Source organism: Burkholderia sp. NFPP32 (assembly GCF_900119325.1).
GTDB lineage: Bacteria > Pseudomonadota > Gammaproteobacteria > Burkholderiales > Burkholderiaceae > Burkholderia > Burkholderia pyrrocinia_C.
This window is the reverse complement of the sequence record NZ_FPJP01000001.1, coordinates 605,324-625,389: the sequence shown is the minus strand read 5'-3', so window position 1 is coordinate 625,389 and position 20,066 is coordinate 605,324. Positions and strand designations below refer to the sequence as shown.

Annotated in this window: 17 protein-coding genes; 12 read left to right on the top strand and 5 right to left on the bottom strand. The window is 67.9% G+C overall.

What is annotated here, in order from left to right:
- Positions 1 to 54: 54 nt before the first annotated feature.
- Complete coding sequence (locus tag BT264_RS02920; RefSeq protein WP_072436217.1) at positions 55 to 990, bottom strand: AraC family transcriptional regulator; 936 nt, start codon at positions 988 to 990, stop codon at positions 55 to 57.
- Between the two features lie 136 nt (positions 991 to 1,126).
- Here BT264_RS02920 and BT264_RS02915 point away from each other — a divergent pair, with 136 nt between their 5' ends.
- From BT264_RS02915 to BT264_RS02905, 3 genes are all read left to right on the top strand, one after another.
- Entirely contained in the window at positions 1,127 to 2,017 is an 891-nt protein-coding gene (locus tag BT264_RS02915) for a DMT family transporter (protein WP_072436216.1), read from the top strand.
- A 114-nt stretch (positions 2,018 to 2,131) separates the two neighbouring features.
- Positions 2,132 to 2,803: a hypothetical protein gene (locus tag BT264_RS02910; RefSeq protein WP_034183418.1), complete on the top strand. Its 672-nt coding sequence runs from the start codon at positions 2,132 to 2,134 to the stop codon at positions 2,801 to 2,803.
- Between the two features lie 3 nt (positions 2,804 to 2,806).
- Complete coding sequence (locus BT264_RS02905) at positions 2,807 to 3,409, top strand: RES family NAD+ phosphorylase (protein WP_072436215.1); 603 nt, start codon at positions 2,807 to 2,809, stop codon at positions 3,407 to 3,409.
- 84 nt (positions 3,410 to 3,493) lie between these two features.
- On the opposite strand, the gene BT264_RS02900 is transcribed toward BT264_RS02905, so the two are convergent.
- Complete coding sequence (locus tag BT264_RS02900) at positions 3,494 to 4,708, bottom strand: MFS transporter (RefSeq protein WP_072436214.1); 1,215 nt, start codon at positions 4,706 to 4,708, stop codon at positions 3,494 to 3,496.
- 337 nt (positions 4,709 to 5,045) lie between these two features.
- Between BT264_RS02900 and xdhA the strand changes: the two genes are divergently transcribed.
- The 4 genes from xdhA to BT264_RS02880 all read left to right on the top strand — a co-directional run bounded on the left by xdhA (position 5,046) and on the right by BT264_RS02880 (position 10,089).
- On the top strand, positions 5,046 to 6,605 hold the full coding sequence (xdhA, locus tag BT264_RS02895; RefSeq protein WP_072436213.1) for a xanthine dehydrogenase small subunit: 1,560 nt from the start codon (positions 5,046 to 5,048) through the stop codon (positions 6,603 to 6,605).
- A gap of 18 nt (positions 6,606 to 6,623) precedes the next feature.
- Positions 6,624 to 8,978: a xanthine dehydrogenase molybdopterin binding subunit gene (gene xdhB / locus BT264_RS02890; protein WP_072436212.1), complete on the top strand. Its 2,355-nt coding sequence runs from the start codon at positions 6,624 to 6,626 to the stop codon at positions 8,976 to 8,978.
- Between the two features lies 1 nt (position 8,979).
- The gene (xdhC, locus tag BT264_RS02885) at positions 8,980 to 9,597 is read left to right on the top strand and encodes a xanthine dehydrogenase accessory protein XdhC (RefSeq protein WP_072436431.1); all 618 of its coding nucleotides are present in this window, start codon (positions 8,980 to 8,982) and stop codon (positions 9,595 to 9,597) included.
- 90 nt (positions 9,598 to 9,687) lie between these two features.
- Positions 9,688 to 10,089 carry a nuclear transport factor 2 family protein gene (locus BT264_RS02880; RefSeq protein ID WP_072436211.1) on the top strand — a complete coding sequence of 134 codons (402 nt, stop codon included), beginning with the start codon at positions 9,688 to 9,690 and terminating at the stop codon, positions 10,087 to 10,089.
- 23 nt (positions 10,090 to 10,112) lie between these two features.
- Here the strand turns inward: BT264_RS02880 and BT264_RS02875 are convergent, their stop codons facing one another.
- The 3 genes from BT264_RS02875 to BT264_RS02865 all read right to left on the bottom strand — a co-directional run bounded on the left by BT264_RS02875 (position 10,113) and on the right by BT264_RS02865 (position 13,294).
- Positions 10,113 to 11,060 (bottom strand): LysR family transcriptional regulator, encoded by a 948-nt coding sequence (locus tag BT264_RS02875; protein WP_034182857.1) that lies wholly within the window; start codon positions 11,058 to 11,060, stop codon positions 10,113 to 10,115.
- Between the two features lie 68 nt (positions 11,061 to 11,128).
- Positions 11,129 to 11,767 (bottom strand): DsbA family protein, encoded by a 639-nt coding sequence (locus BT264_RS02870; RefSeq protein ID WP_072436210.1) that lies wholly within the window; start codon positions 11,765 to 11,767, stop codon positions 11,129 to 11,131.
- An 84-nt stretch (positions 11,768 to 11,851) separates the two neighbouring features.
- Positions 11,852 to 13,294, bottom strand: coding sequence for a TAXI family TRAP transporter solute-binding subunit (locus BT264_RS02865; protein WP_072436209.1), 1,443 nt, complete (start codon positions 13,292 to 13,294; stop codon positions 11,852 to 11,854).
- Between the two features lie 430 nt (positions 13,295 to 13,724).
- Between BT264_RS02865 and BT264_RS02860 the strand changes: the two genes are divergently transcribed.
- The 5 genes from BT264_RS02860 to BT264_RS02835 all read left to right on the top strand — a co-directional run bounded on the left by BT264_RS02860 (position 13,725) and on the right by BT264_RS02835 (position 20,058).
- On the top strand, positions 13,725 to 14,090 hold the full coding sequence (locus BT264_RS02860; RefSeq protein WP_072436208.1) for a BON domain-containing protein: 366 nt from the start codon (positions 13,725 to 13,727) through the stop codon (positions 14,088 to 14,090).
- Between the two features lie 138 nt (positions 14,091 to 14,228).
- The gene (locus BT264_RS02855; protein WP_072436207.1) at positions 14,229 to 16,319 is read left to right on the top strand and encodes a D-(-)-3-hydroxybutyrate oligomer hydrolase; all 2,091 of its coding nucleotides are present in this window, start codon (positions 14,229 to 14,231) and stop codon (positions 16,317 to 16,319) included.
- Positions 16,320 to 16,935: 616 nt separating this feature from the next.
- Positions 16,936 to 18,774, top strand: coding sequence for a S10 family peptidase (locus tag BT264_RS02845; protein ID WP_072436206.1), 1,839 nt, complete (start codon positions 16,936 to 16,938; stop codon positions 18,772 to 18,774).
- Positions 18,775 to 19,063: 289 nt separating this feature from the next.
- Positions 19,064 to 19,621, top strand: coding sequence for a nucleotidyltransferase domain-containing protein (locus BT264_RS02840; RefSeq protein ID WP_072436430.1), 558 nt, complete (start codon positions 19,064 to 19,066; stop codon positions 19,619 to 19,621).
- Positions 19,621 to 20,058: a hypothetical protein gene (locus BT264_RS02835; RefSeq protein ID WP_072436205.1), complete on the top strand. Its 438-nt coding sequence runs from the start codon at positions 19,621 to 19,623 to the stop codon at positions 20,056 to 20,058. The genes BT264_RS02840 and BT264_RS02835 overlap by 1 nt, the downstream gene beginning before the upstream one ends.
- The last annotated feature ends 8 nt before the right edge of the window (positions 20,059 to 20,066 follow it).

Genomic DNA, 20,066 nt, shown 5'->3' with positions numbered 1-20,066 from the left:
CCGCAGGGGGCAACCGGCCTCGGGGGCCGGCTGGCCGCGATCGGTCGATCGCGCTCAGCGGCCCTGCATCGCGCGCCGGTACGTATTCGGCGTCGTGCCGTGCGCGTCGCGAAAGCGATGGCTGAAGTGGCCCGCGTTTGCGTATCCGCACTCGGCCGCGACCTGCGCGAGCGGCAGCGACGTCGTGCGCAGCAGTTCGCGCGCCCGCGCGAGCCGCTGCTCGGCGACCCACGCGTGCGGCGCGCGGCCGAACGACAGCCGGAACATCCGCGAGAAGTGGTATTCGGACAGCGCGGCGACGTCGGCCAGTTCGCCGAGCGTCAGCGGCTGCGTCAGGTACGTATCGATGTAGTCGCGCACGCGGCGGCGCACGGCCGGCGCAAGCCCGCCGCGGAACGACGCGTCGGTACGCGTCGTGCTTTGCCCGCGCAGCAGCAGGCTCAGCACCTCGTGCGCGGTCTCGTTCACACGCAGCCGCTCGTCGGCATCGTCCCAGCCGTCCAGCGCGAGCGAGCGCAGCAGCGCGGCGACGCGCGCATCCTCGAAATAGGTGCGGTCGGCGAGCTTCAGCTCGCGCGGTTCGCGGTCGAGTTCGCGGATCGCGCGCTGCGTGAAGTGCTCGGGCAGGAAATAGAGATGGATGAAGTGCATCTCGCCTCGTACCCACCAGCGCGATTCGTGGTCGCCCGGCAGCGCGCACAGCAGGCTCGGCGCGCCGTAGCGCGGCACGCGTTCGCGCTCGGTCCGGTAGCCGCCGTCGAGGTAGCACGACAGCGTGTGGTGGCCGGGTTGCTCGTAGATCGTCTCGCTTTCGTCGGTGATCCGCGTCCATTCGGCGATCGCGAGATGGTCGCTGAGCCACGCGAAGCGCTCGAGCGTCGCGTTCGCGTCGGCGAGCGTGCGGCAGACCGACTGCAGGCCGAACGGCAAATCGCCGCCGGCCAGGGTGGCGGCGCGGTCGACGGGCGGGGCGGAGAGGGAGAAGCTCATGGTGCGACGAGTATAAGCGGGCGTGCGGCGCCGGGTGCGGCGGCCGGAAAAAGACCGCAATTCCGGACAATCGGTGCGCGCCGCGCGGCGGCATAGTCGGGATCCCGTTTCATCCGATTCCCGGACCATCGCTGCCATGAACCTGTCGCTGTATTTCGTCACCGTGCTGATCTGGGGCACCACCTGGATCGCGATCAAGTGGCAACTCGGCTCCGTGCCGCCGCCCGTGTCGATCGCGTGGCGCTTCTGGCTCGCGGCCGCCGTGCTGTTCGCGCTGCTGCGCGTGATGCGCCGGCCGGTCCGGCCGCCGCGCGAAGCCTGGCGCTACCTCGTCGCGCAGGGCTTCGCGCTGTTCTGCCTGAATTTCCTGTGCTTCTACTACGCGGAGCAGGTCGTGCCGAGCGGGCTGGTCGCGGTGATCTTCTCGACCGCGCCGCTGCTGAACTCGATCAACGGCCGGCTGTTCATGGGCCGCCCGCTGCGGCCGTCGGCGATTGCCGGCGCGCTGCTCGGCCTGGTCGGCATCGCGTGCCTGTTCTGGCAGCAGATGGCCGGCCATCTCGACGATCACGCGACCTGGATCGGGCTCGCGATCGCGTTCGCGGGCACGATGTGCTTCTCGGCCGGCAACCTGCTGTCGAGCCGGATGCAGTCGATGGGGCTGCACCCGCTCGCGACCAATGGCTGGGCGATGCTGATCGGCGCGGCGATCCTGACCGTCGGCAGCGCGGCGGCCGGGATGTCGTTCACGCTCGACATGAGCCCGCGTTATCTCGGCGCGCTCGTCTACCTCGCCGTGCCGGGCTCGGTGATCGGTTTCACCGCGTACCTGACCCTCGTCGGCCGGATCGGGCCAGAGCGCGCCGCGTACTGCACGGTGCTGTTCCCGATCGTCGCGCTGGCCGTGTCGACGGTGTTCGAGGGCTACCAGTGGTCACCGCTCGCGGTGATCGGGCTGCTTCTGGTGGTGGCCGGCAATCTCGTCGCGTTCGACCTGACGCGGAAGCTGTTTCTCCGGACGGCGTGACGACGGCCGGACGAGTGACGCGCTGCATGGCTCGACCGGGTATTAGGTTGACTTGGTTGACTTGGTTTCGATTCGGGGCTAGGCTTGAACCTCCGGTTGGGTAAGGAGGCGGAGATGGTCAGGCAGGCTCATGCACTTGAAAGCGCGGCTGCGATTCTCGATGTCGAGACCGAGGAGGCGTTGCGCAGCGCCGTTGGTGCCGCGACCATGCTCGGTCCCGATCGGGCGCGTGCGCTGCTCAAGCTGTCGGACGAACAGCTCGGGCACCTGTTCAAGATCGGCATCGCCCAGGTCATCGATCTGGCGGGCACGATCACGTTCGGCATCGCTGCCGCTGCGACCCGCGACAGGCAACCTTCCGGCCGCACGAAGCAGCATGCGAAGCCGGCGGCACGCGCGGATGCTGCGGCCGCTGATTTTGAGCGGCGCGCGCTGGCCGAACGGCGGGCGCTCGTCGCGCAGGGCGCGCTGCTGCCGGCCGCGGAGATCTGGGCAAGGCTCGGCATGACGCGGCAGGCCCTCAGCAAGGCGGTCGTGTCCGGGCGCATCTTCACGGTCGACGTGGGGGCGGTGCAGTACTACCCGGCCTTTTATCTGACGGGTGATATCGATCGCAAGACGCTAGGAAAGGTGACGCAACGCCTGGGTGGTTTGCCGGGATGGAGTAAATGGCAGTTCTTGACGACGCCCAAGGCGTCCCTTGGCAACGTCACGCCGCTGAAAGCGCTGTCGCAAGGAAGGCGCGAAGAGGTGGAGCGTGCCGCAGCGGCGTTCGCGGAGCGCTAGGAGGTGCGGTCGACGTTGAGGCCACCGAGCGAACACTTCGCGAATGCGACGCTGGTTACGCGGGAGATTGCGCCGTCGGCGCTGGTGCGCGTCTCCCGATACGAGACAGGCGAGCCATACTTCGGCAAGTCGGGCGGCAACCGTTTCGACGACCCGCGCCAGCGGCGCCGGTATGGCACCAGCTATTTCGGTTTCGACCTGCACTGCGCGTTCGCCGAGACGGTGCTGCACGACGAAGTCGCGGATCTCGCTGTCGGTGGCTTCCCGCTCGTGACGACCGAGCTTGAGCGCTTCGTACTTTCGTTCACCGGCTTGCCGCTGACGGTGGCCGTCCTGCACGGCCTGCCGCTGAAAAACCTCGGCGGCGACGGGGCGCTGTCGACCGTCGTACCGTACGATATCCCGCAGCAATGGTCGCTCGCCGTACACGGGCATGGTCGTCGGGTCGACGGCTTTCTGTATATGTCACGTCATCTCAACACTTCGGAAGCGCTTGTGCTCTTCGATCGTGCCGAACCCAAACTCAAGCTCGGGCGCGTCGTTCCGTTCCGGCACCACACCGAGGCTGCCCGCGTGCTGCGGGACTTCAACATATTGCCGCGTTAAGCCGCGTATCGCCGGCCGCCCGACGGGCGGCTTCGGACGGCATTCCGTCAGAAGGGACGGCGCGCGCGATTCCTCGCGGCTCGTTCATGCGGCCGCGCCGCTCCCCGCCACACGCGCCTGCCGCTGGTACAGCATCATCGACAGCGCGACGCCCGCGGCGGCGGCCACCGCCGCGAACAGGAACACCTGCGGATAGCCGAACGCACCCGCGACATAGCCGGCGAGCGGGCCCGTGATGCCGAGCGACAGGTCGAGGAACACCGAGTATGCGGACAGCGCCGCGCCGCGGCTCGCGGGCGGCACGAGCGCGACGGCCTCGACGCCGAGCGCCGGGAAGATCAGCGCGAAGCCGAAGCCCGTCAGCGCGGCGCCGACGAGCGCGACGTGCGGCACCGGCGCGAGCCACAGCAGCACGAGGCCCGAGCATTCGAACGCGAACGACACGATTGCGACGCGGAAGCCGCCGTAGGTCTTGATCGTGTTCGCGAACAACAGGCGCGCGCCGATGAACAGCGTGCCGAACACGGTCAGCGACAGCGCGGCGTTCGGCCAGTGGCGCGCCGCGTAGTACAGCGTGACGAAGGTCGCGATCGAGCCGAAGCCGGCCGAGCCGAGCGCGAGGCCGAGGCCGTGCGGCAGCACGCGCGTGAACACGCTCGCATACGACATCCGTTCGCCATGCACGAGCGGCACGGAATCGATCAGGCGCGCGAGGTAGAAGCCGAGCGCGGCGAGCGCGATCACGATCACGCCGATCAGCGCCGGATTCAGCGTATGCGCGATCGCGACGCCGACCGGCGCGCCGAGCGCGAGCGCGCCGTAGGTCGCGATGCCGTTCCACGAAATCACCTTCGCGTTGTGCGCGACGCCGACCCGGCCGATGCCCCACAGGATCGCGCCGGTGCCGCACAGGCTCTCGCCGACGCCGAGCACGAGCCGGCTCGCGACCAGCAGTACGAGGCTCGCGACCGGCCAGTGTGCGAGCAGCAGCGCGACCAGCAGCAGCACGCCCGACGCGCCGCAGCCGACCAGCCCGCGCAGCACCGTCTGCTTCGGGCCGAGCGTATCGGCGAAGCGCCCGGCGAGCGGCCGCGACGCGAGCGTCGCGAAGTACTGGACGCTGATCGCACCGCCCGCGACGATCGCGGAAAAGCCGAGGTCGTCATGGACGAAGCCCGGCAGCACCGCGAGCGGCAGGCCGATGGTCAGGTAGCAGATGAACGTGAAGCAGACGACGGACACGATTTGCAGCGTGACCGCGAACCCGCTGCGTGCTGGTGTGGCGGAATCGGATGACATGGGGTCGGAACGAATGAGCGAAACGGAGGCTGACGGAACGGAAGACGGCGCAAAACGGAATCGGGATTTTCCCATGGAACCGGTTTTCACGCAGGTACCATTTAGTTAATCGCGACCCGTTTTCGCGCGCAACGGATCGGCGCCGGCACGCCGGGAAGGCCGTGCGAAAAAGGCGTCGGGCGGCCCCGGCGCTCATATCGCGGCAGTTATATGGGCCCCATGCGTGATGGGCTATGGGTTGCGAAATTTGATGGTGATAGCGTGCAAACTGTCAGAGAAACGTCGGTCGGGCGCTCCGCGCAGACCGCTTTACCCCCATTTGAAGAATCATCGAGACATGAGTGAGCCGATCCGCTTCTACCATCGTCACGCGATCCGCGAGGTCAGCGGCGCGGACGTCACCCGCACCGTGCTGCAGTACCTGCGCGAGGACGCGCATTGCACCGGCACCAAGGAAGGCTGCGCGGAAGGCGACTGCGGCGCGTGCACGGTCGTCGTCGGCGAGCTGACCGACGCCGGCGCGGTCGAGTTCAAGGCCGTCAACGCATGCATCCAGTTCCTGCCGACGCTCGACGGCAAGGCGTTGCTGACGGTCGAGGATCTGCGCCAGCCGGACGGCTCGCTGCATCCGGTGCAGCAGGCGATGGTCGACTGCCATGGTTCGCAATGCGGGTTCTGCACGCCCGGCTTCGTGATGTCGATGTGGGCGCTGTACGAGAAGCACGGCCACGAAGGCTGCGGCAGCGCGTGCGCGAAGGCGAAGGACGTGCCGACGCGTACCGAGATCGCCGACGCGCTGACGGGCAACCTGTGCCGCTGCACCGGTTATCGCCCGATCGTCGATGCGGCAGTGCAGATGTTCGACGCGGCCGGCGAAGGTGCGCCGGCGCCGTCGGCACCGGTCGACACGGCCGCGCTCGCCCGCACGCTCGCGTCGCTCAGGCGCGACGACACGTTCGACTACGCGACGCCCAACGGCGCGCGCTTCGCGGCGCCGCGCACGCTCGACGCGCTGGCCGCGCTGAAGGTCGAACGGCCCGACGCGCGGATCCTCGCGGGCAGCACCGACATCGGCCTGTGGGTCACGAAGCAGATGCGGCGGCTCGACGACCTGATCTACGTCGGCCAGATCGCCGAACTGCAGCGCGTCGCGGAGCGGGGCGACTGGATCGAGATCGGCGCGGGTGTGACGGTCGAGAACGCGTATGCGGCACTGGCCGGCACCTATCCGGAGCTGACCGAGATGTGGAAGCGCTTCGCGTCGCTGCCGATCCGCAACGCGGGCACGCTCGGCGGCAACGTCGCGAACGGCTCGCCTATCGGCGATACGATGCCCGGCCTGATCGCGCTCGGCGCGCGCGTCGTGCTGCGCGGCGGCGACACGGTGCGCGAGCTGCCGCTCGAGGCGCTCTACACGGGCTACCAGCAGAAGGACATGGCGCCGCACGAATTCGTCGTCGGCGTGAAGGTGCCGACCCGCACCGGCGCGCGCGCGAAGCTGCAGTTCCGCACGTACAAGCTGTCGAAGCGGTTCGACTCCGACATCTCGGCCGTGTGCGCGGCGTTCGCGTTCATCGCGGACGGCGACACGATCCGCGAGCCGCGCATCGCGTTCGGCGGGATGGCCGCGACGCCGAAGCGCGCGGCGCACACCGAAGCCGTGCTCGACGGCGCGCTGTGGCACGAAGCCACCGCGCAGGCCGCGATGCAGGCGCTCGAGCGCGACTACCAGCCGCTGTCCGACATGCGCGCGACGAGCACGTATCGCCTCGATACCGCGAAGAACCTGATGTACCGATTCTGGCTGGAGACGCGCCCGCACGACCCGCTGCCGCCGCAAGCCCTGAATGTGCGTGAAGTGGCCGCCGAAGCCGGCGCCGACGCGGCGCGCGTCTGAAGACGGAGAACACCGAAGATGAACCAGCAAGCAGAACCGTTCCTGAGCACCCTCGACCCGCAGGCCGACGCCGCGCAGGTGCACGTATCGCGCGCGCACGAATCCGCGCACCTGCACGTGAGCGGGCGTGCCACCTACACCGACGACATTCCGGTCGTCGCGGGCACGCTGCACGCGGCGCTCGGATTGTCGGCGAAACCGCACGCGAAGATCGTGTCGATGAACTTCGACGCGGTGCGCGCGACGCCGGGCGTGGTCGCCGTGTTCACGGCCGACGACATCCCGGGCGTCAACGATTGCGGCCCGATCATCCACGACGACCCGGTGCTGGCCAAGGGCATCGTGCAGTTCGTCGGCCAGCCGATGTTCATCGTCGTGGCGACGTCGCATGAAACCGCGCGGCTCGCCGCGCGCCGCGCGAAGGTCGAATACGAAGAGCTGCCCGCGATCCTGACCGCGCAGGAAGCGCGCCAGGCCGAAACCTACGTGATCCCGCCGCTGAAGCTCGCGCGCGGCGACGCGGCCGCGCGCCTCGCCGCCGCGCCGCACCGCGAGTCGGGCGAAATGCTGCTCGGCGGCCAGGAGCAGTTCTACCTGGAAGGGCAGATCGCGTACGCGGTGCCGAAGGACGACGACGGGATGCACGTGTACTGCTCGACGCAGCACCCGAGCGAGATGCAGCACCTCGTCGCGCACGTGCTCGGCGTCGCGTCGCACAACGTGCTGGTCGAATGCCGCCGGATGGGCGGCGGGTTCGGCGGCAAGGAATCGCAGTCGGGCCTGTTCGCGTGCTGCGCGGCGCTCGCCGCGTGGAAGCTGCTGTGCCCGGTGAAGCTGCGTCCGGACCGCGACGACGACATGATGATCACCGGCAAGCGGCACGACTTCCATTACCGCTTCGACGTCGGCTACGACGACGACGGCCGCCTCGACGGCGTGGCGCTCGAGATGACGTCGCGCTGCGGTTTCTCGGCCGACCTGTCGGGCCCGGTGATGACGCGCGCGGTGTGCCACTTCGACAACGCGTACTGGCTGGGCGACGTCGACATCGCCGGCTACTGCGGCAAGACCAACACGCAGTCGAACACCGCGTTCCGCGGCTTCGGCGGCCCGCAGGGCGCGTTCGCGATCGAATACATCCTCGACGACGTCGCGCGCTCGCTCGACCGCGATCCGCTCGACGTCCGCTACGCGAACCTGTACGGCAAGACCGAGCGCAACGTGACGCCGTACGGGCAGACGGTCGAGGACAACGTGCTGCAGGAGCTGCTCGGCGAACTCGAGACGACGAGCGACTACCGCGCACGGCGCGCGGGCGTGCGCGCATTCAACGCGCGCAATACGGTGCTGAAGAAGGGCATCGCGCTCACGCCGGTGAAGTTCGGGATCGCGTTCAACGTCACGCACTTCAACCAGGCCGGCGCGCTGGTGCATATCTATACCGACGGCTCGGTGCTCGTGAACCACGGCGGCACGGAGATGGGGCAGGGGCTCAACACGAAGGTCGCGCAGGTCGTCGCGCACGAGCTCGGCATCCGCTTCGGCCGGATCCGCGTGACGGCGACCGACACGAGCAAGGTCGCGAACACGTCCGCGACGGCCGCGTCGACGGGCTCGGACCTGAACGGCAAGGCCGCGCAGGATGCGGCGCGCCAGTTGCGCGAGCGGCTCGCGGTGTTCGCGGCGAAGCAGTTCGGCGACGGCAAGGCCGATGCGGCCGACGTGAAGTTCGGCAACGACGTCGTATGGGTCGGCGGCCAGGGCGTGCCGTTCGGCGAAGTGGTCGCGAAGGCGTACCTTGCACGTGTGCAGTTGTGGTCCGACGGTTTCTACGCGACGCCGAAGCTGTACTGGGATCAGTCGAAGCTGCAGGGCCGGCCGTTCTACTACTACTCGTACGGCGCAGCCGTGTCGGAAGTCGTGATCGACACGCTCACGGGCGAGATGCGCACGCTGCGCGTCGATGCGCTGCACGACGTGGGCGCGTCGCTGAACCCGGCGCTCGACATCGGCCAGGTCGAAGGCGCGTTCATCCAGGGGATGGGCTGGCTGACGACCGAGGAGCTGTGGTGGAACCAGGGCGGCAAGCTGATGACGCATGCGCCGTCCACGTACAAGATCCCGACCGTGAACGACACGCCGCCCGAATTCAACGTGCGGCTGTTCGAGAACCGCAACGTCGAGGACAGCATCCACCGGTCGAAGGCCGTCGGCGAGCCGCCGCTGCTGCTGCCGTTCTCGGTGTTCTTCGCGGTGCGCGACGCGGTCGCGGCGGTCGGCGATTACAAGGTGAACCCGCCGCTCGACGCGCCGGCGACCGGCGAGTCGATCCTGCGCGCGGTGAATGCGGTGCGTGCGGCTCGGGCAGGCTGACATGAACGGGCCCGCACGCTCGCTTCGCACCGCGTCGACCCCGACGTTCGCGCAGGGCACCGGCCGGCGCAACCGCGCGACCGGCGCGCCGGCGCCGATGCACATCGTGCTGTTCGGCGCCGGGCACGTCGGTCACGCGCTCGTCACGCTGCTCGGCGCGCTGCCGTGCGTCGTGCAGTGGGTCGACACGCGCGACGAGCTGTTCCCGGACGAATGTCCGCCGAACGTGCAGCCGGAGCCGACCGACACGCCGGAGGCCGTCGTCGACGCGGCGCCGCCCGGTGCGTACTTCCTCGTGATGACGCACAACCACGCGCTCGACTTCGCGCTTGCCGCTCAGATCATGCGGCGGCGCGACTACGCGTACTTCGGGATGATCGGCTCGCGCACCAAGCGCGTGAAGTTCGAGCGCCGGCTCGCCGCGCGCGGCGTCGATCCGGCGCGGCTCGCGGAGATGGTGTGCCCGATCGGCGTCGCGGGCATCGTCGACAAGGCGCCGGGCGCGATCGCGGTGGCCGTGTGCGCGGAACTGCTGCAGGCGCGCTCGGGCATGCCGGTGGCCGACGCGAAGGCGGCCGCGGCAGGGCGCGCGCGCGACGACGTGTCCTGCGCGCAGTAACGTCGCGCGGCCGGCGCACGGCCGCGCGTTTTTGCATACACTGCACGGCAACGCGCGGCATCGGGCCGCGCATTTTTCCGTGCAGGCGCCATGTCCGATCACCCGATCTATCTCGACGCGCTCGATGCGAGCCTCGTTGCCATCGAGCGCTGGCTGTCCGGCACCGACACCGCGCCCGCGGCGCTCGACGCGATGCTCGCGCCGTTCTCCACCGGTTTCACGATGATCCTGACCGACGGCCGCATGTTCGACCGCGACGGCACGCGCGCACTGTTCGCGAAGCTCGCCGGCGCGAAGCCGGGGCTGCGCATCACGCTATCGGAAATCCGCGTGCTCGCGGCCGACGCATCGCATGCGGTGATCACCTATCTCGAAGCGCAGCACGCGGCATCGGGCAAGCTGCCCGCACGGCGCGCGACCGCCGTGTTCGAACGCGACGCGGCGGGCGTCGTGCGCTGGACCCATCTGCAGGAAACCTTCTGCACGGCCTGAGCGGTCGCGCGTTGCGCCTTGCATCAGCGCTTGCGAGTGCGGGCGACCGTCAGCTCGTCGGACACGCTCTGCATCAGCGCGCACAGCCACGCGATGTCGGTCGGGCGGTCGGGCTGCGGATGCGTGAGCAGGTAGCTCTTGATGCGCGGGAACGGCACGGGCGGCGTGACGACGACGAGCGGCAGCAACTGCGCGTAGTGCGTCGCGAAGCGGCGCGTCGTCGTGAAGATCAGGTCCGACTGCAGCAGCACCTGCGGCACGATCCCGAAGTAAGGCAGCGTCGTCACGATGCGCCGCGCGAGGCGCGCGCGTGCGAGGCCGATCTCGATCGCGTTGCGCTTGTCGCCGGTGTACGGCGTGGGCGCGACATGCGCGGCCGACGCATACGCTTCGCGCGTGAGCGGCACGTGCGCGAGCGGGTGCGCTTCGCGCATCAGGCACACGATCGTGTCGGAGAACAGGTCCTGGCGCGCGAACTGCGGGTCGGGCTTCGGCCAGTTGCCGATCACGAGATCGAGCGCGCCCGATTCGAGCGCGCCCGCGTGGTCGAGCGCGGGATTCAGCGAATCGATTTCCAGGTGCGCATGCGGCGCCGCGTCGCGAAAGCGTTCGATCAGCGTCGGCATGAAGAAATCGTTCAGGTAGTCGGGCGCGGCGACGCGGAACGTGCGCCGCGCCGACGACGGGTCGAAGTCGCCGTGAGGCGTCGCGATGAAGTCGACCTCGCGCAGCGCGCGCTGCGCGGCTTCGAGCAGCGACGCGCCGTATTCGGTCGGCACCATCCCGGATTTGCCGCGCACGAGGATCGGGTCGTTCAGCGTCTCGCGCAGCTTGCGCAGCGCGGTGCTGATCGCGGGCTGGGTCTGGTTCAGCCGCAGCGCGGCCTGCGTGACGCTGCGCTCGAGCAGCAGCGTGCGCAATACGCGCACGAGCCAGATGTCGAGCGAGGCGGTACGGTCGTCGTCTTCCATCGGTGCGGGTGATTCGGGCGAAGCGTAACCTTACCGCAGCTGCACGTTGCCGTGCGTGATACCGGCCATCACGCCCGGCCCTTCGGCAGCGTGCTGATCCGCTTGACCTCGCTCGATTCGAGCCAGTTCGGCGTGCGCGCGCAGTACAGCACCATCGGCAGCGCGTCTTCACCCCAGAACAATTGCTTGTTCATCCAGAACGTCGGCACGCCGAACACGCCGAGCGCGATCGCGTCGGCGTTGTTGCGGGCCAGCTGCGCACTCGTCTCCTCGAATTCGATCAGCTCGTCGCCGTGGCCGACGCCGACGCGTTCGCACAGCGCAGCGAAACCTTCGGGCGTCGACGGATCGTTGCCGTCGCGCCAGATGAAGCGGTACATCTCCAGTACCGTCGCGATATCGGCGCGCAGCGCGATCGCGAGGCGCAACACCTTGTCGGAATCGAACGGGTGCGCGGGCGGCATCTTGAAGCGGATGCCGAGCTGTTCCGCGCGAAACAGCGCGTGACGGTACGTGAACACGCGCTTGGCCGGCACGTCGGCGCTGGGGCGTTGTCCCCAGTGGCGCTGCAGGTCGATGAGCGACACGGCGACCGGTTCGAACGGCACGTCCGGCCATTTGTCATGCTGTTCGAGCAGCAGATAGGAGAACGGCGACACGAAGTCGAAGAACCAGGCGGGCTGGGCGGTGTCGAGGCCGGTTGTCATGACGATCTCCAGAGGGTGGGGCGTACGGCGGCCTCCATGGTACGCGGGCGGGCGCGCATGCAGCAATGATCGCGGATCGTCCGCTTACGCGGAACCGGGAGTCGCCCGGGGGGGCTCGCCGGTCGGCGGCGCGGCATCGGTGCGCGCAGGCGGCTTTCCGCCGGCGCCGGGCGACGCCGCCGGCGTGTCCTGGTCGTGCGCGGTGAGCCGTTCGCGCACGAAGCCGATGTGCTCGCGCAGCACGTAGAACTGCCCCGCGTAGGCGAGCGGCATCTTCATCCGGTTCACCGCTTCCTCGATGTCGTCGAGCTCGTCGAGCAACCGGACGCGTTCCTCGGCCGTGTGCTCGCCGAGCGCGCGACGCTCGAGCGCGATCAGCGCGCCATACCAGCGATAGATGCGCGAACGCACGCGCCAGCCGTACAGCGACGGCACGAGCCGCAGCCCGGGGATCAGCACGACGATCAGCGGCACGATCACGACGAGCAGCCGGTCGACGAGGCTCGCGACCCAGAACGGCAATCTCCGGTACAGGAAGGTCTTGCCCGACTTGTAGTAGCGCGCGGCATCGTCGGACAGCGGAAAGCCGCGCGTGACGGACGACGGGAATTCGCCCGCGTGCTGCAGGATCGTCGCGTGGCCGTGCACCTCGCGCGCGGCCTCGATCAGCAGGTCGGACAGCGCGGGGTGCAGCGAGTCGCGCGCGACCAGTTCGATCGTCGGCGCGACGGTATGGATGTCGGCGGGCGGCAGGTTCCGGCCGAGATCGTAGACGCCCATCGGCAGCGTGATCGCGGTCAGGTACGGAAAGCGCCGCGCGTACGCCTCGGCCTGCGTGAACGAATACACGTGCACGCCGGGCGCGCGGAACAGTTTCGCCATCACGGGGATCTGCGTCGAGTCGCCGGACAGGAACGCGGCGTCGATCTTGCCGTCGAGCAACGCGGTCGCGGCGTCCTCGCCGGCGGTCGGCAGCAGCTCGGTCGGGCCGCCCGGCACGATGCCGTTCATCTTCAGCAACGCGAGGCTCAGCTCGCGTGCGCCGCTGCCTTCCGCGCCGAGCGCGAGCCGCTTGCCCTTGAAGTCGGACAGGCGCGCGACGATCGGGCCGCGGTACATGATCGCGAGCGGCACGTAGCCGATGCTGCCGAGCGAGACGAGTTGTTCGTCGCGCTCCTTCGGGCCGATGCCGCTCTGCACGAAGCCGACGTCGACCGGCGCGCTCGGGTTCGACAGCCGCACGAGGTTCTGCGCGGATCCTTCGGACGATTCGACGTCGAGCGTGACGCCGTTCTTCGCGAGGATGGCCTTGTATTTCTGCGCGGCGTTCCAGTACGTGCTGCCGGGCGGCCCGGCCGAGATCACGAGCGTGGACGGCGGCGCCGGCTGGATCAGCCTGACCGCGAGCCAGACGGCCGCGCCCGCGAGCAGCACGGTCGGGCCGATCGACAGCGCGAGGTCGCGCCACGACACCGCGACGAAGCGGGCGAGGATGCGGCGAGGCGGACGAGGGAGGGCAGGCTTCATGGGGTTGGCGGGTGACGCTGGCGTGACGCATCGATGACGGCCGTCATGGACGATGCGGATTCTCGCGGCGATGGTACCCGGTTTCGCCGCGCATGCGCGAGTCGGGTGCCGTGGCGCGGCGCCGCGACGACAGCGGCGGGCGGCGCTTCGTCAAAAGCTTTGCGCTTCCGCGGGCGCTGGATTACATTGTGCGACGCAGCCGCGCCCGATTCGCGCGCGACCCGGCACGCAATTAGACCGGGCGCGTCCGGCCGGCGGCTGTCCGGCCCGGCCGGCCCGCTATCGCGCGCGCCGGCTGTCGGCCCGCCTCGCCTCTCTCGCATCGCCGTGGAAATCACCGGCTGTCCCGCCCGTTCGCGCGCGGGCCGGCTGTCTTTGGGGGTATCCGGCCGTACTGTGCACGGCCGTTCCGGAGTTACAAGGAGATAGCATGAAGTCGATCGTGTTGAGAGCGTTGGGCGTCGCCGCCGTGGCGGCCTGTTTGTCGGGCAGCGTGTATGCGCAGTCGAGCGATGCGGCGGCCACCGAAGCGCCGGCGGCCGCGACGAGCGCGCCGAAGGCCGCCGCGAAATCCGCGAAGAAGGCGAGCCGCAAGCTCGGCTACGCGGTGCGCAAGGCGATTTCGAAGGAACCCGGCGTGAATGTGTCGAACCTCGTCGTGCGTTCGAAGGGCGGGGCGATCACGCTGGAGGGCACGATGCCCGAACAGGCACAGATCGACAAGGCCGAAGCCGCAGCCAAGGACGTGAAGGGCGTGACGTCGGTCACGAACAAGCTGACGGTCCAGCAGCAGTAATGCCGGGCGGCGGCGCGCGAGCGCCGCGCATGCCCGCTTTCGGGCGGGCTCCGGCATGCCGGAGCCCGTTTGCGCTTCAAAGTCCGCAAGCCGCGTGCGACGCGGCGGCGGACCGATAACGATATCGAGAGGGCGGCGATGGCGAGGCTCGGGTGGGGCAGGCGGATGGTTTTCGGCGCGGCGCTGGCCGCTGTCGCGATGCTCGGCGCCTGCAACGGCGACGAATCGGCCGAGCGCAACCGGCTGCCCGGCTTCGTGTCCGGCAGCGTGCGCACGACGGCCTACGACGGCGCCAGTGACGATTTGTTGACGGCCGGCCTCGGCAAGACGGGGCTCGCGGCGGCGACCGCGCCCGGCTTTGCGAATCCGTCCCGGCCGACGAGCGCCGAGCTGCGCCGCCTCGCGATCTGGTCGAACTACCGTGCGCTCGTCGACATGAGCGCGAACGGCGGCTATGGCCGCTTCTGGGGGCCGAACGTCGACCTCGACGGCAACGACACGCTCGGCGAAGGCAAGATCCCCGGCACCGAATATCTCGCGTATTCCGACGACGGCAGCGGCAGCAAGAACGTGACGCTGCTCGTGCAGGTGCCCGCCAGCTTCGATCCGGCGCAACCGTGCATCGTCACCGCGACGTCGTCGGGCTCGCGCGGCGTGTACGGCGCGATCTCCGCGGCCGGCGAATGGGCGCTCAAGCGCGGCTGCGCGGTCGCATACAACGACAAGGGCGGCGGCAACGGCGCGCACGAGCTCGGCACCGATACGGTCACGCTGATCGACGGCACGCTCGCCAACGCGGTGCTCGCCGGCACCGCGAGCCTGTTCACCGCGAACGTGACGAGCGGCGATCTCGCCGCGTTCAACAGCCGCTTCCCGAACCGCTATGCGTTCAAGCACGCGCATTCGCAGCAGAATCCCGAACAGGACTGGGGGCGCGTGACGCTGCAGTCGGTCGAGTTCGCGTACTGGGCGCTCAACGAGCAGTTCGGACCGCTGATCGACGGCTCGCATCACGGCGTGCGCTATCGAGCGGGCGACATCACGACGATCGCCGCGTCGGTCAGCAACGGCGGCGGCGCGTCGCTCGCGGCGGCCGAGCAGGACAACCGCGGCTGGATTACCGCGGTCGTGGTCGGCGAACCGCAGATCAACGTGCGGATGTCGCCGAACGCGATCGTGCGCACGGGCGGCCAGCCCGTGCCGTCGTTCGGCCGGCCGCTGGCCGACTACGCGACGCTCGCGAACCTGCTGCAGCCGTGCGCGGCCGCGTCGGCGTCGCTCGCTGGTGCGCCGTACCTGAGCGCGCTGCCGGCCGCGACCACGCAGTCGATCCGCACGCAGCGCTGCGCGACGCTCGCCGCGGCCGGGCTCGTGTCGGGCGCCGACCCGCAGAGCCAGGCGGCCGACGCGCTCGCACAGCTTCACGCGGCCGGCTATCTGGCCGATTCCGACCTGCTGCAGGCGCCGATGTGGGATTCGCAGGCGATTCCGGCGATCGCGGTCACCTATGCGAACGCGTACACGCGCTCGCGCGTCATCGACAACCTGTGCAATTTCAGCTTCGCGACGACGAACGCGGCGACGGGTGCGGTCGCTTCGCCGGCCGCGTCGCCGATGACGGCCGTGTTCGGCGTCGGCAACGGCGTGCCGCCGACGGCCGGCATCAACCTCGTGTTCAACACGGGCGCGGGCGTCGACCACCGGCTCGCGACGCCCGATGCGAGCTTCGCGGGCGCGCTGTGCCTGCGCCAGCTCTGGACCAACGGAATGCTCGGGATGCCCGCGAACGTCGACGCGGTGCGCGTGAATGCGAACCTGCAGGGCAAGCCGGCGATCATCGTGCAGGGCCGCAGCGACGCGCTCGTGCCGGTGAATCACGCGTCGCGCGCGTACGTCGCGCAAAACGGCATCAGCGAACGCGGGCGCAGCAAGCTCGTGTTCTACGAGGTGACGAACGGCCAGCACTTCGACGCGTTCCTGCCCGTCGCGGGTTTCGACACGCGCTTCGTGCCGGTCCACTACTACAACCTGCAGGCGCTGAACCTGATGTGGCGGCACCTGAAGAACGGTGCGCCGCTGCCGCCGTCGCAGGTGATCCGCACGGTGCCGCGCGGCGGCACGCCGGGCGCCGCGCCCGCGCTGACCAGCGCGAACCTGCCGCCGATCTCGGCCGCGCCGGGCGCGAACGCGATCACGACCGGCGCCGGCGCGATCGACGTGCCGCTCTGACGGCGCCCGCCGCGCCGCCATCACGAAGCCGGACAGCCGTCCGGCTTTTTCTTTTTTATTGCCTGGAATCGGTCCCGTGCCGCCTTTTGTCCGAATGGCGAGTGCCGTAACAAATTATTACTTTACGGCGGTAAATCCGGAACCTATTATGCGCCGGTATTTTCACTTAATTTAATAAATTCCAGATACGAGATATTTCTTTCCTTTTAATTAATCGATCCTTTCGATTTTGTTAAGTCGGATTGAGTTGCGATTGGTCGCCGTTCTGCGATTAATCCGCATCTTGCCGGCGGGGGATTGTTCGTCTGCTCGAAGCGAGGCGGCCTTGTAGGGCCGGGCTTTGCGGGGTGTGCTTTGGCCGTCGATTTTGTGTGCATGCGAATGCGCGGAATGAATTCGTATTGCTGCGGATTATAGAATTGTCGTTCGCAATGGAATTGATTTCATTGTGCGGTCGCAAAAAAATATGGGTGGGGTAAATCGTGCCGATCGGTATTCACCGATCCGGTAAAAAACTCGGAGTGCGTCGCATAACGAATGCATTCCCGGTGCGGAGCGCCGGCGCAAACGATCCTTTGCGGCCGGCGGTATTTATCGTTCTGTTCGAGAGGCAATAATGACGACACGGAAGTCCTTGAAAGACGGTTTCGCGCTATTCGGAACGACACTGAGCATGCCGCTCGCCGCAGCCGCGGCCGCGGCGCTGCTCGTCACGGGGTGCGGCGGCGACGACGGGCCGAGCCCGTCCGCTTCGGCCGCAACCGCGGCCGCGACGACGTCCGGCGGCAGCACGTCGGCCAGCACCGACGCAACGGCCGCCGCCGCGGCCGACCAGCCGTACGTCGACAACGACGTGTACGGCACCGGGCCGAACGACGCGGTCACGGATTCGACGGAAGGCGCCGCGGTCGTGCACCGCCAGGTCACGATCGGCGGCAAGACCGTCAAGTACACGGCCACCACGGGCCACCTGACGACGATCGATCCGATCACGTCGGCGCCGAACGCGAAGATGTTCTACGTCGCGTACACGCAGGACAATCCCGATCCGTCGAAGCCGCGCCCGGTCACGTTCTTCTACAACGGCGGCCCCGGCTCGTCGTCGGTCTACCTGCTGCTCGGCTCGTACGGGCCGAAGCGCCTGCAGTCGTCGTTCCCGAACTTCACGCCGCCCGCGCCGTACAAGCTGCTCGACAACCCGGACAGCCTGCTCGACCGTACCGACCTCGTGTTCATCAACCCGGTCGGCACCGGTTATTCGGCGGCGATCGCCCCGGCGAAGAACAAGGACTTCTGGGGCACCGACCAGGACGCGCGCTCGATCGACCGCTTCATCCAGCGCTACCTGACCAAGTACTCGCGCTGGAATTCGCCGAAGTTCCTGTACGGCGAATCGTACGGCACCGCGCGCAGCGCGGTCGTGTCGTGGGTGCTGCACGAGGACGGCATCGACCTGAACGGGATCACGCTGCAGTCGTCGATCCTCGACTACGCGAACGCGCTGTCCGCGCCGGGTACGTTCCCGACGCTCGCGGCCGATGCGTTCTACTGGAAGAAGACGACGGTCAACCCGACGCCGACCGATCTCGACGCGTACATGGTCCAGGCCCGCAACTACGCGGACAACACGCTCGCGCCGCTTGCGCAGAAGCCGAACCCGCAGGACGGCGGTTTCGTGAACGTGCGGCTGAACCTGAACCTGCAGACGGCGCAGCAGATGGGTTCGTATATCGGCACGGATCCGACGTCGCTGATCCAGACCTTCGGCAACCCGGCCGCGCTCGGCAACGTGCCGTCGTCGAACGACAACCCGCCGTACACGTTCTTCCTGACGCTCGTGCCGGGCACGCAGATCGGCCAGTACGACGGTCGCGCGAACTTCACGGGCAAGGGCATCGCGCCGTACATCCTGCCGAACTCGGGCAGCAACGATCCGTCGATCACGAACGTCGGCGGCGCGTACACGGTGCTGTGGAACAGCTACATCAACACCGACCTCAAGTACACGTCGACGTCGTCGTTCGTGGACCTGAACGACCAGGTCTTCAACAACTGGGACTTCAGCCACACGGACCCGACCGGCGCGAACCGGGGCGGCGGCAATACGCTGTACACGGCCGGCGACCTCGCGTCGACGATGAGCGTGAACCCGGACCTGAAGGTGCTGTCGGCGAACGGCTATTTCGATGCGGTCACGCCGTTCCACCAGACGGAGCTGACGCTCGCGCAGATGCCGCTCGATCCGACACTCAAGGCACAGAACCTGACGATCAAGAACTACCCGTCGGGCCACATGATCTACCTGAACGACGCGTCGCGGACCGCGCTGAAGGGTGATCTCGCCAGCTTCTACGACGGCATCCTCGCGAACCGCACCGCGCTGCAGCGCGTGCTGAAGCTGCAGGCGCGCACGCAGCAGCTCAAGCAGCAGCAACTGAAGCAGCAGGGGCAGTAAGCGCCGCGGGCGGCTTTGTGCCGCCTGAAGTGACGTAAAAGCGCAGCCCGATCACGCGCCTCGGCTCTTCGCGCGACGTGTGTCGATGGCGGTGCTGCAATTCTCCAAGGTGCCCCCGGGAGTCATGGACCTCGGGGGCATCGTCTTGTCCGAGGACCGACTCGTCGGCCCCGGAAGCTGCCGATGACGGCGTTGCATAATCCTCAAAAAGGGGATGAATGGCCCTCTATTGAGGATTCGTTGAAAAATCCCCATAATGAGGATGTTTATCCCTCTATTGAGGATTTTCGTGAGTCTCGCAGACTTTCTCTTCACACCGGGCATGCAACGGGTGCTTGGCGCCACACTGCTGCAGCCTGATCGTAGTTTTACGCTCCAGGAACTGCTGCGTCTGGCAAACAGTGGGCGCGGCAGCGCTCAAAAGCAGGTGGACCGGCTGGTCGAGGTCGGCGTACTCAAGGAAGACGCCCGACGAGGCCGACAACGGAGTATCCGCGCGAACACGGAATTCATCCTCTATCCGGAACTGGTCAGCATCGCGCGCAAGTCATTTGCCGTTGTGGAGCCGTTGAAGGAAGCCTTGTTGCCTTTTGCCGCGCACATCTCCACGGCGTTCGTGTTTGGCTCGGTGGCCAAGGGTACCGACAGTGGCCATAGCGACATCGACCTGATCGTCATCGGGAACGTCCCCCTCCTCGAGCTATCTGAAGCCCTGCACGTGGCCGAGCAAAGTCTGCTGCGCCCCGTCAACTTCTCTTTGTACGAGCCTGCTGAATGGGCTGCGCTGTTGGACGCGGACCCTGTCATGACCCAGATCGCCCAAGGCCCAATGCTGAGGATACTGTGATGCCGCGCCCGACTGAATACGAAAACCTCATCAAGACGAAAGCCTTCGATGCTGTTGCTCCGACGCCCGGGGCAATCGCGGGCTTCCTGCGCAATGCCGCGGACTATAAGGCCACCGCCGATGAGTTGGATCCCGCCCGACATCTGCAAGTATTTACCTTGGCCTACGAAGGTTATTTTCAGGTGGTCCAGGCCATCCTGGAGTTCTACGAGGTGCGAACCAAAGATGCGGGCCGTAACCTGGCCATCCAGCGTGTGTCGACCTCGCTGGGCGTGAATACCCAGGAATTTGCCTTCATCACGAAGGCCCACGAGCGTCGCAACGGCACGTCGTACGTCTCACCGTTTCCCCCGGTGTCGAAGGCAGAGGCCGCCACCATGCTGAGCATCCTGGCCAAATACTTACCCGTTGCGCATACGCTGACCGGTACGCCGTGAGATCCGCT

Excerpts from the sequence above, each read along its gene's own strand:
- BT264_RS02920 (WP_072436217.1), bottom strand. The coding sequence starts at position 990 with ATGAGCTTCTCCCTCTCCGCCCCGCCCGTCGACCGCGCCGCCACCCTG.
- BT264_RS02915 (WP_072436216.1), top strand. The coding sequence starts at position 1,127 with ATGAACCTGTCGCTGTATTTCGTCACCGTGCTGATCTGGGGCACCACC.
- BT264_RS02910 (WP_034183418.1), top strand. The coding sequence starts at position 2,132 with ATGGTCAGGCAGGCTCATGCACTTGAAAGCGCGGCTGCGATTCTCGAT.
- BT264_RS02900 (WP_072436214.1), bottom strand. The coding sequence starts at position 4,708 with ATGTCATCCGATTCCGCCACACCAGCACGCAGCGGGTTCGCGGTCACG.
- xdhA (WP_072436213.1), top strand. The coding sequence starts at position 5,046 with ATGAGTGAGCCGATCCGCTTCTACCATCGTCACGCGATCCGCGAGGTC.
- xdhB (WP_072436212.1), top strand. The coding sequence starts at position 6,624 with ATGAACCAGCAAGCAGAACCGTTCCTGAGCACCCTCGACCCGCAGGCC.
- xdhC (WP_072436431.1), top strand. The coding sequence starts at position 8,980 with ATGAACGGGCCCGCACGCTCGCTTCGCACCGCGTCGACCCCGACGTTC.
- BT264_RS02880 (WP_072436211.1), top strand. The coding sequence starts at position 9,688 with ATGTCCGATCACCCGATCTATCTCGACGCGCTCGATGCGAGCCTCGTT.
- BT264_RS02875 (WP_034182857.1), bottom strand. The coding sequence starts at position 11,060 with ATGGAAGACGACGACCGTACCGCCTCGCTCGACATCTGGCTCGTGCGC.
- BT264_RS02870 (WP_072436210.1), bottom strand. The coding sequence starts at position 11,767 with ATGACAACCGGCCTCGACACCGCCCAGCCCGCCTGGTTCTTCGACTTC.
- BT264_RS02865 (WP_072436209.1), bottom strand. The coding sequence starts at position 13,294 with ATGAAGCCTGCCCTCCCTCGTCCGCCTCGCCGCATCCTCGCCCGCTTC.
- BT264_RS02860 (WP_072436208.1), top strand. The coding sequence starts at position 13,725 with ATGAAGTCGATCGTGTTGAGAGCGTTGGGCGTCGCCGCCGTGGCGGCC.
- BT264_RS02855 (WP_072436207.1), top strand. The coding sequence starts at position 14,229 with ATGGCGAGGCTCGGGTGGGGCAGGCGGATGGTTTTCGGCGCGGCGCTG.
- BT264_RS02845 (WP_072436206.1), top strand. The coding sequence starts at position 16,936 with ATGACGACACGGAAGTCCTTGAAAGACGGTTTCGCGCTATTCGGAACG.
- BT264_RS02835 (WP_072436205.1), top strand. The coding sequence starts at position 19,621 with ATGCCGCGCCCGACTGAATACGAAAACCTCATCAAGACGAAAGCCTTC.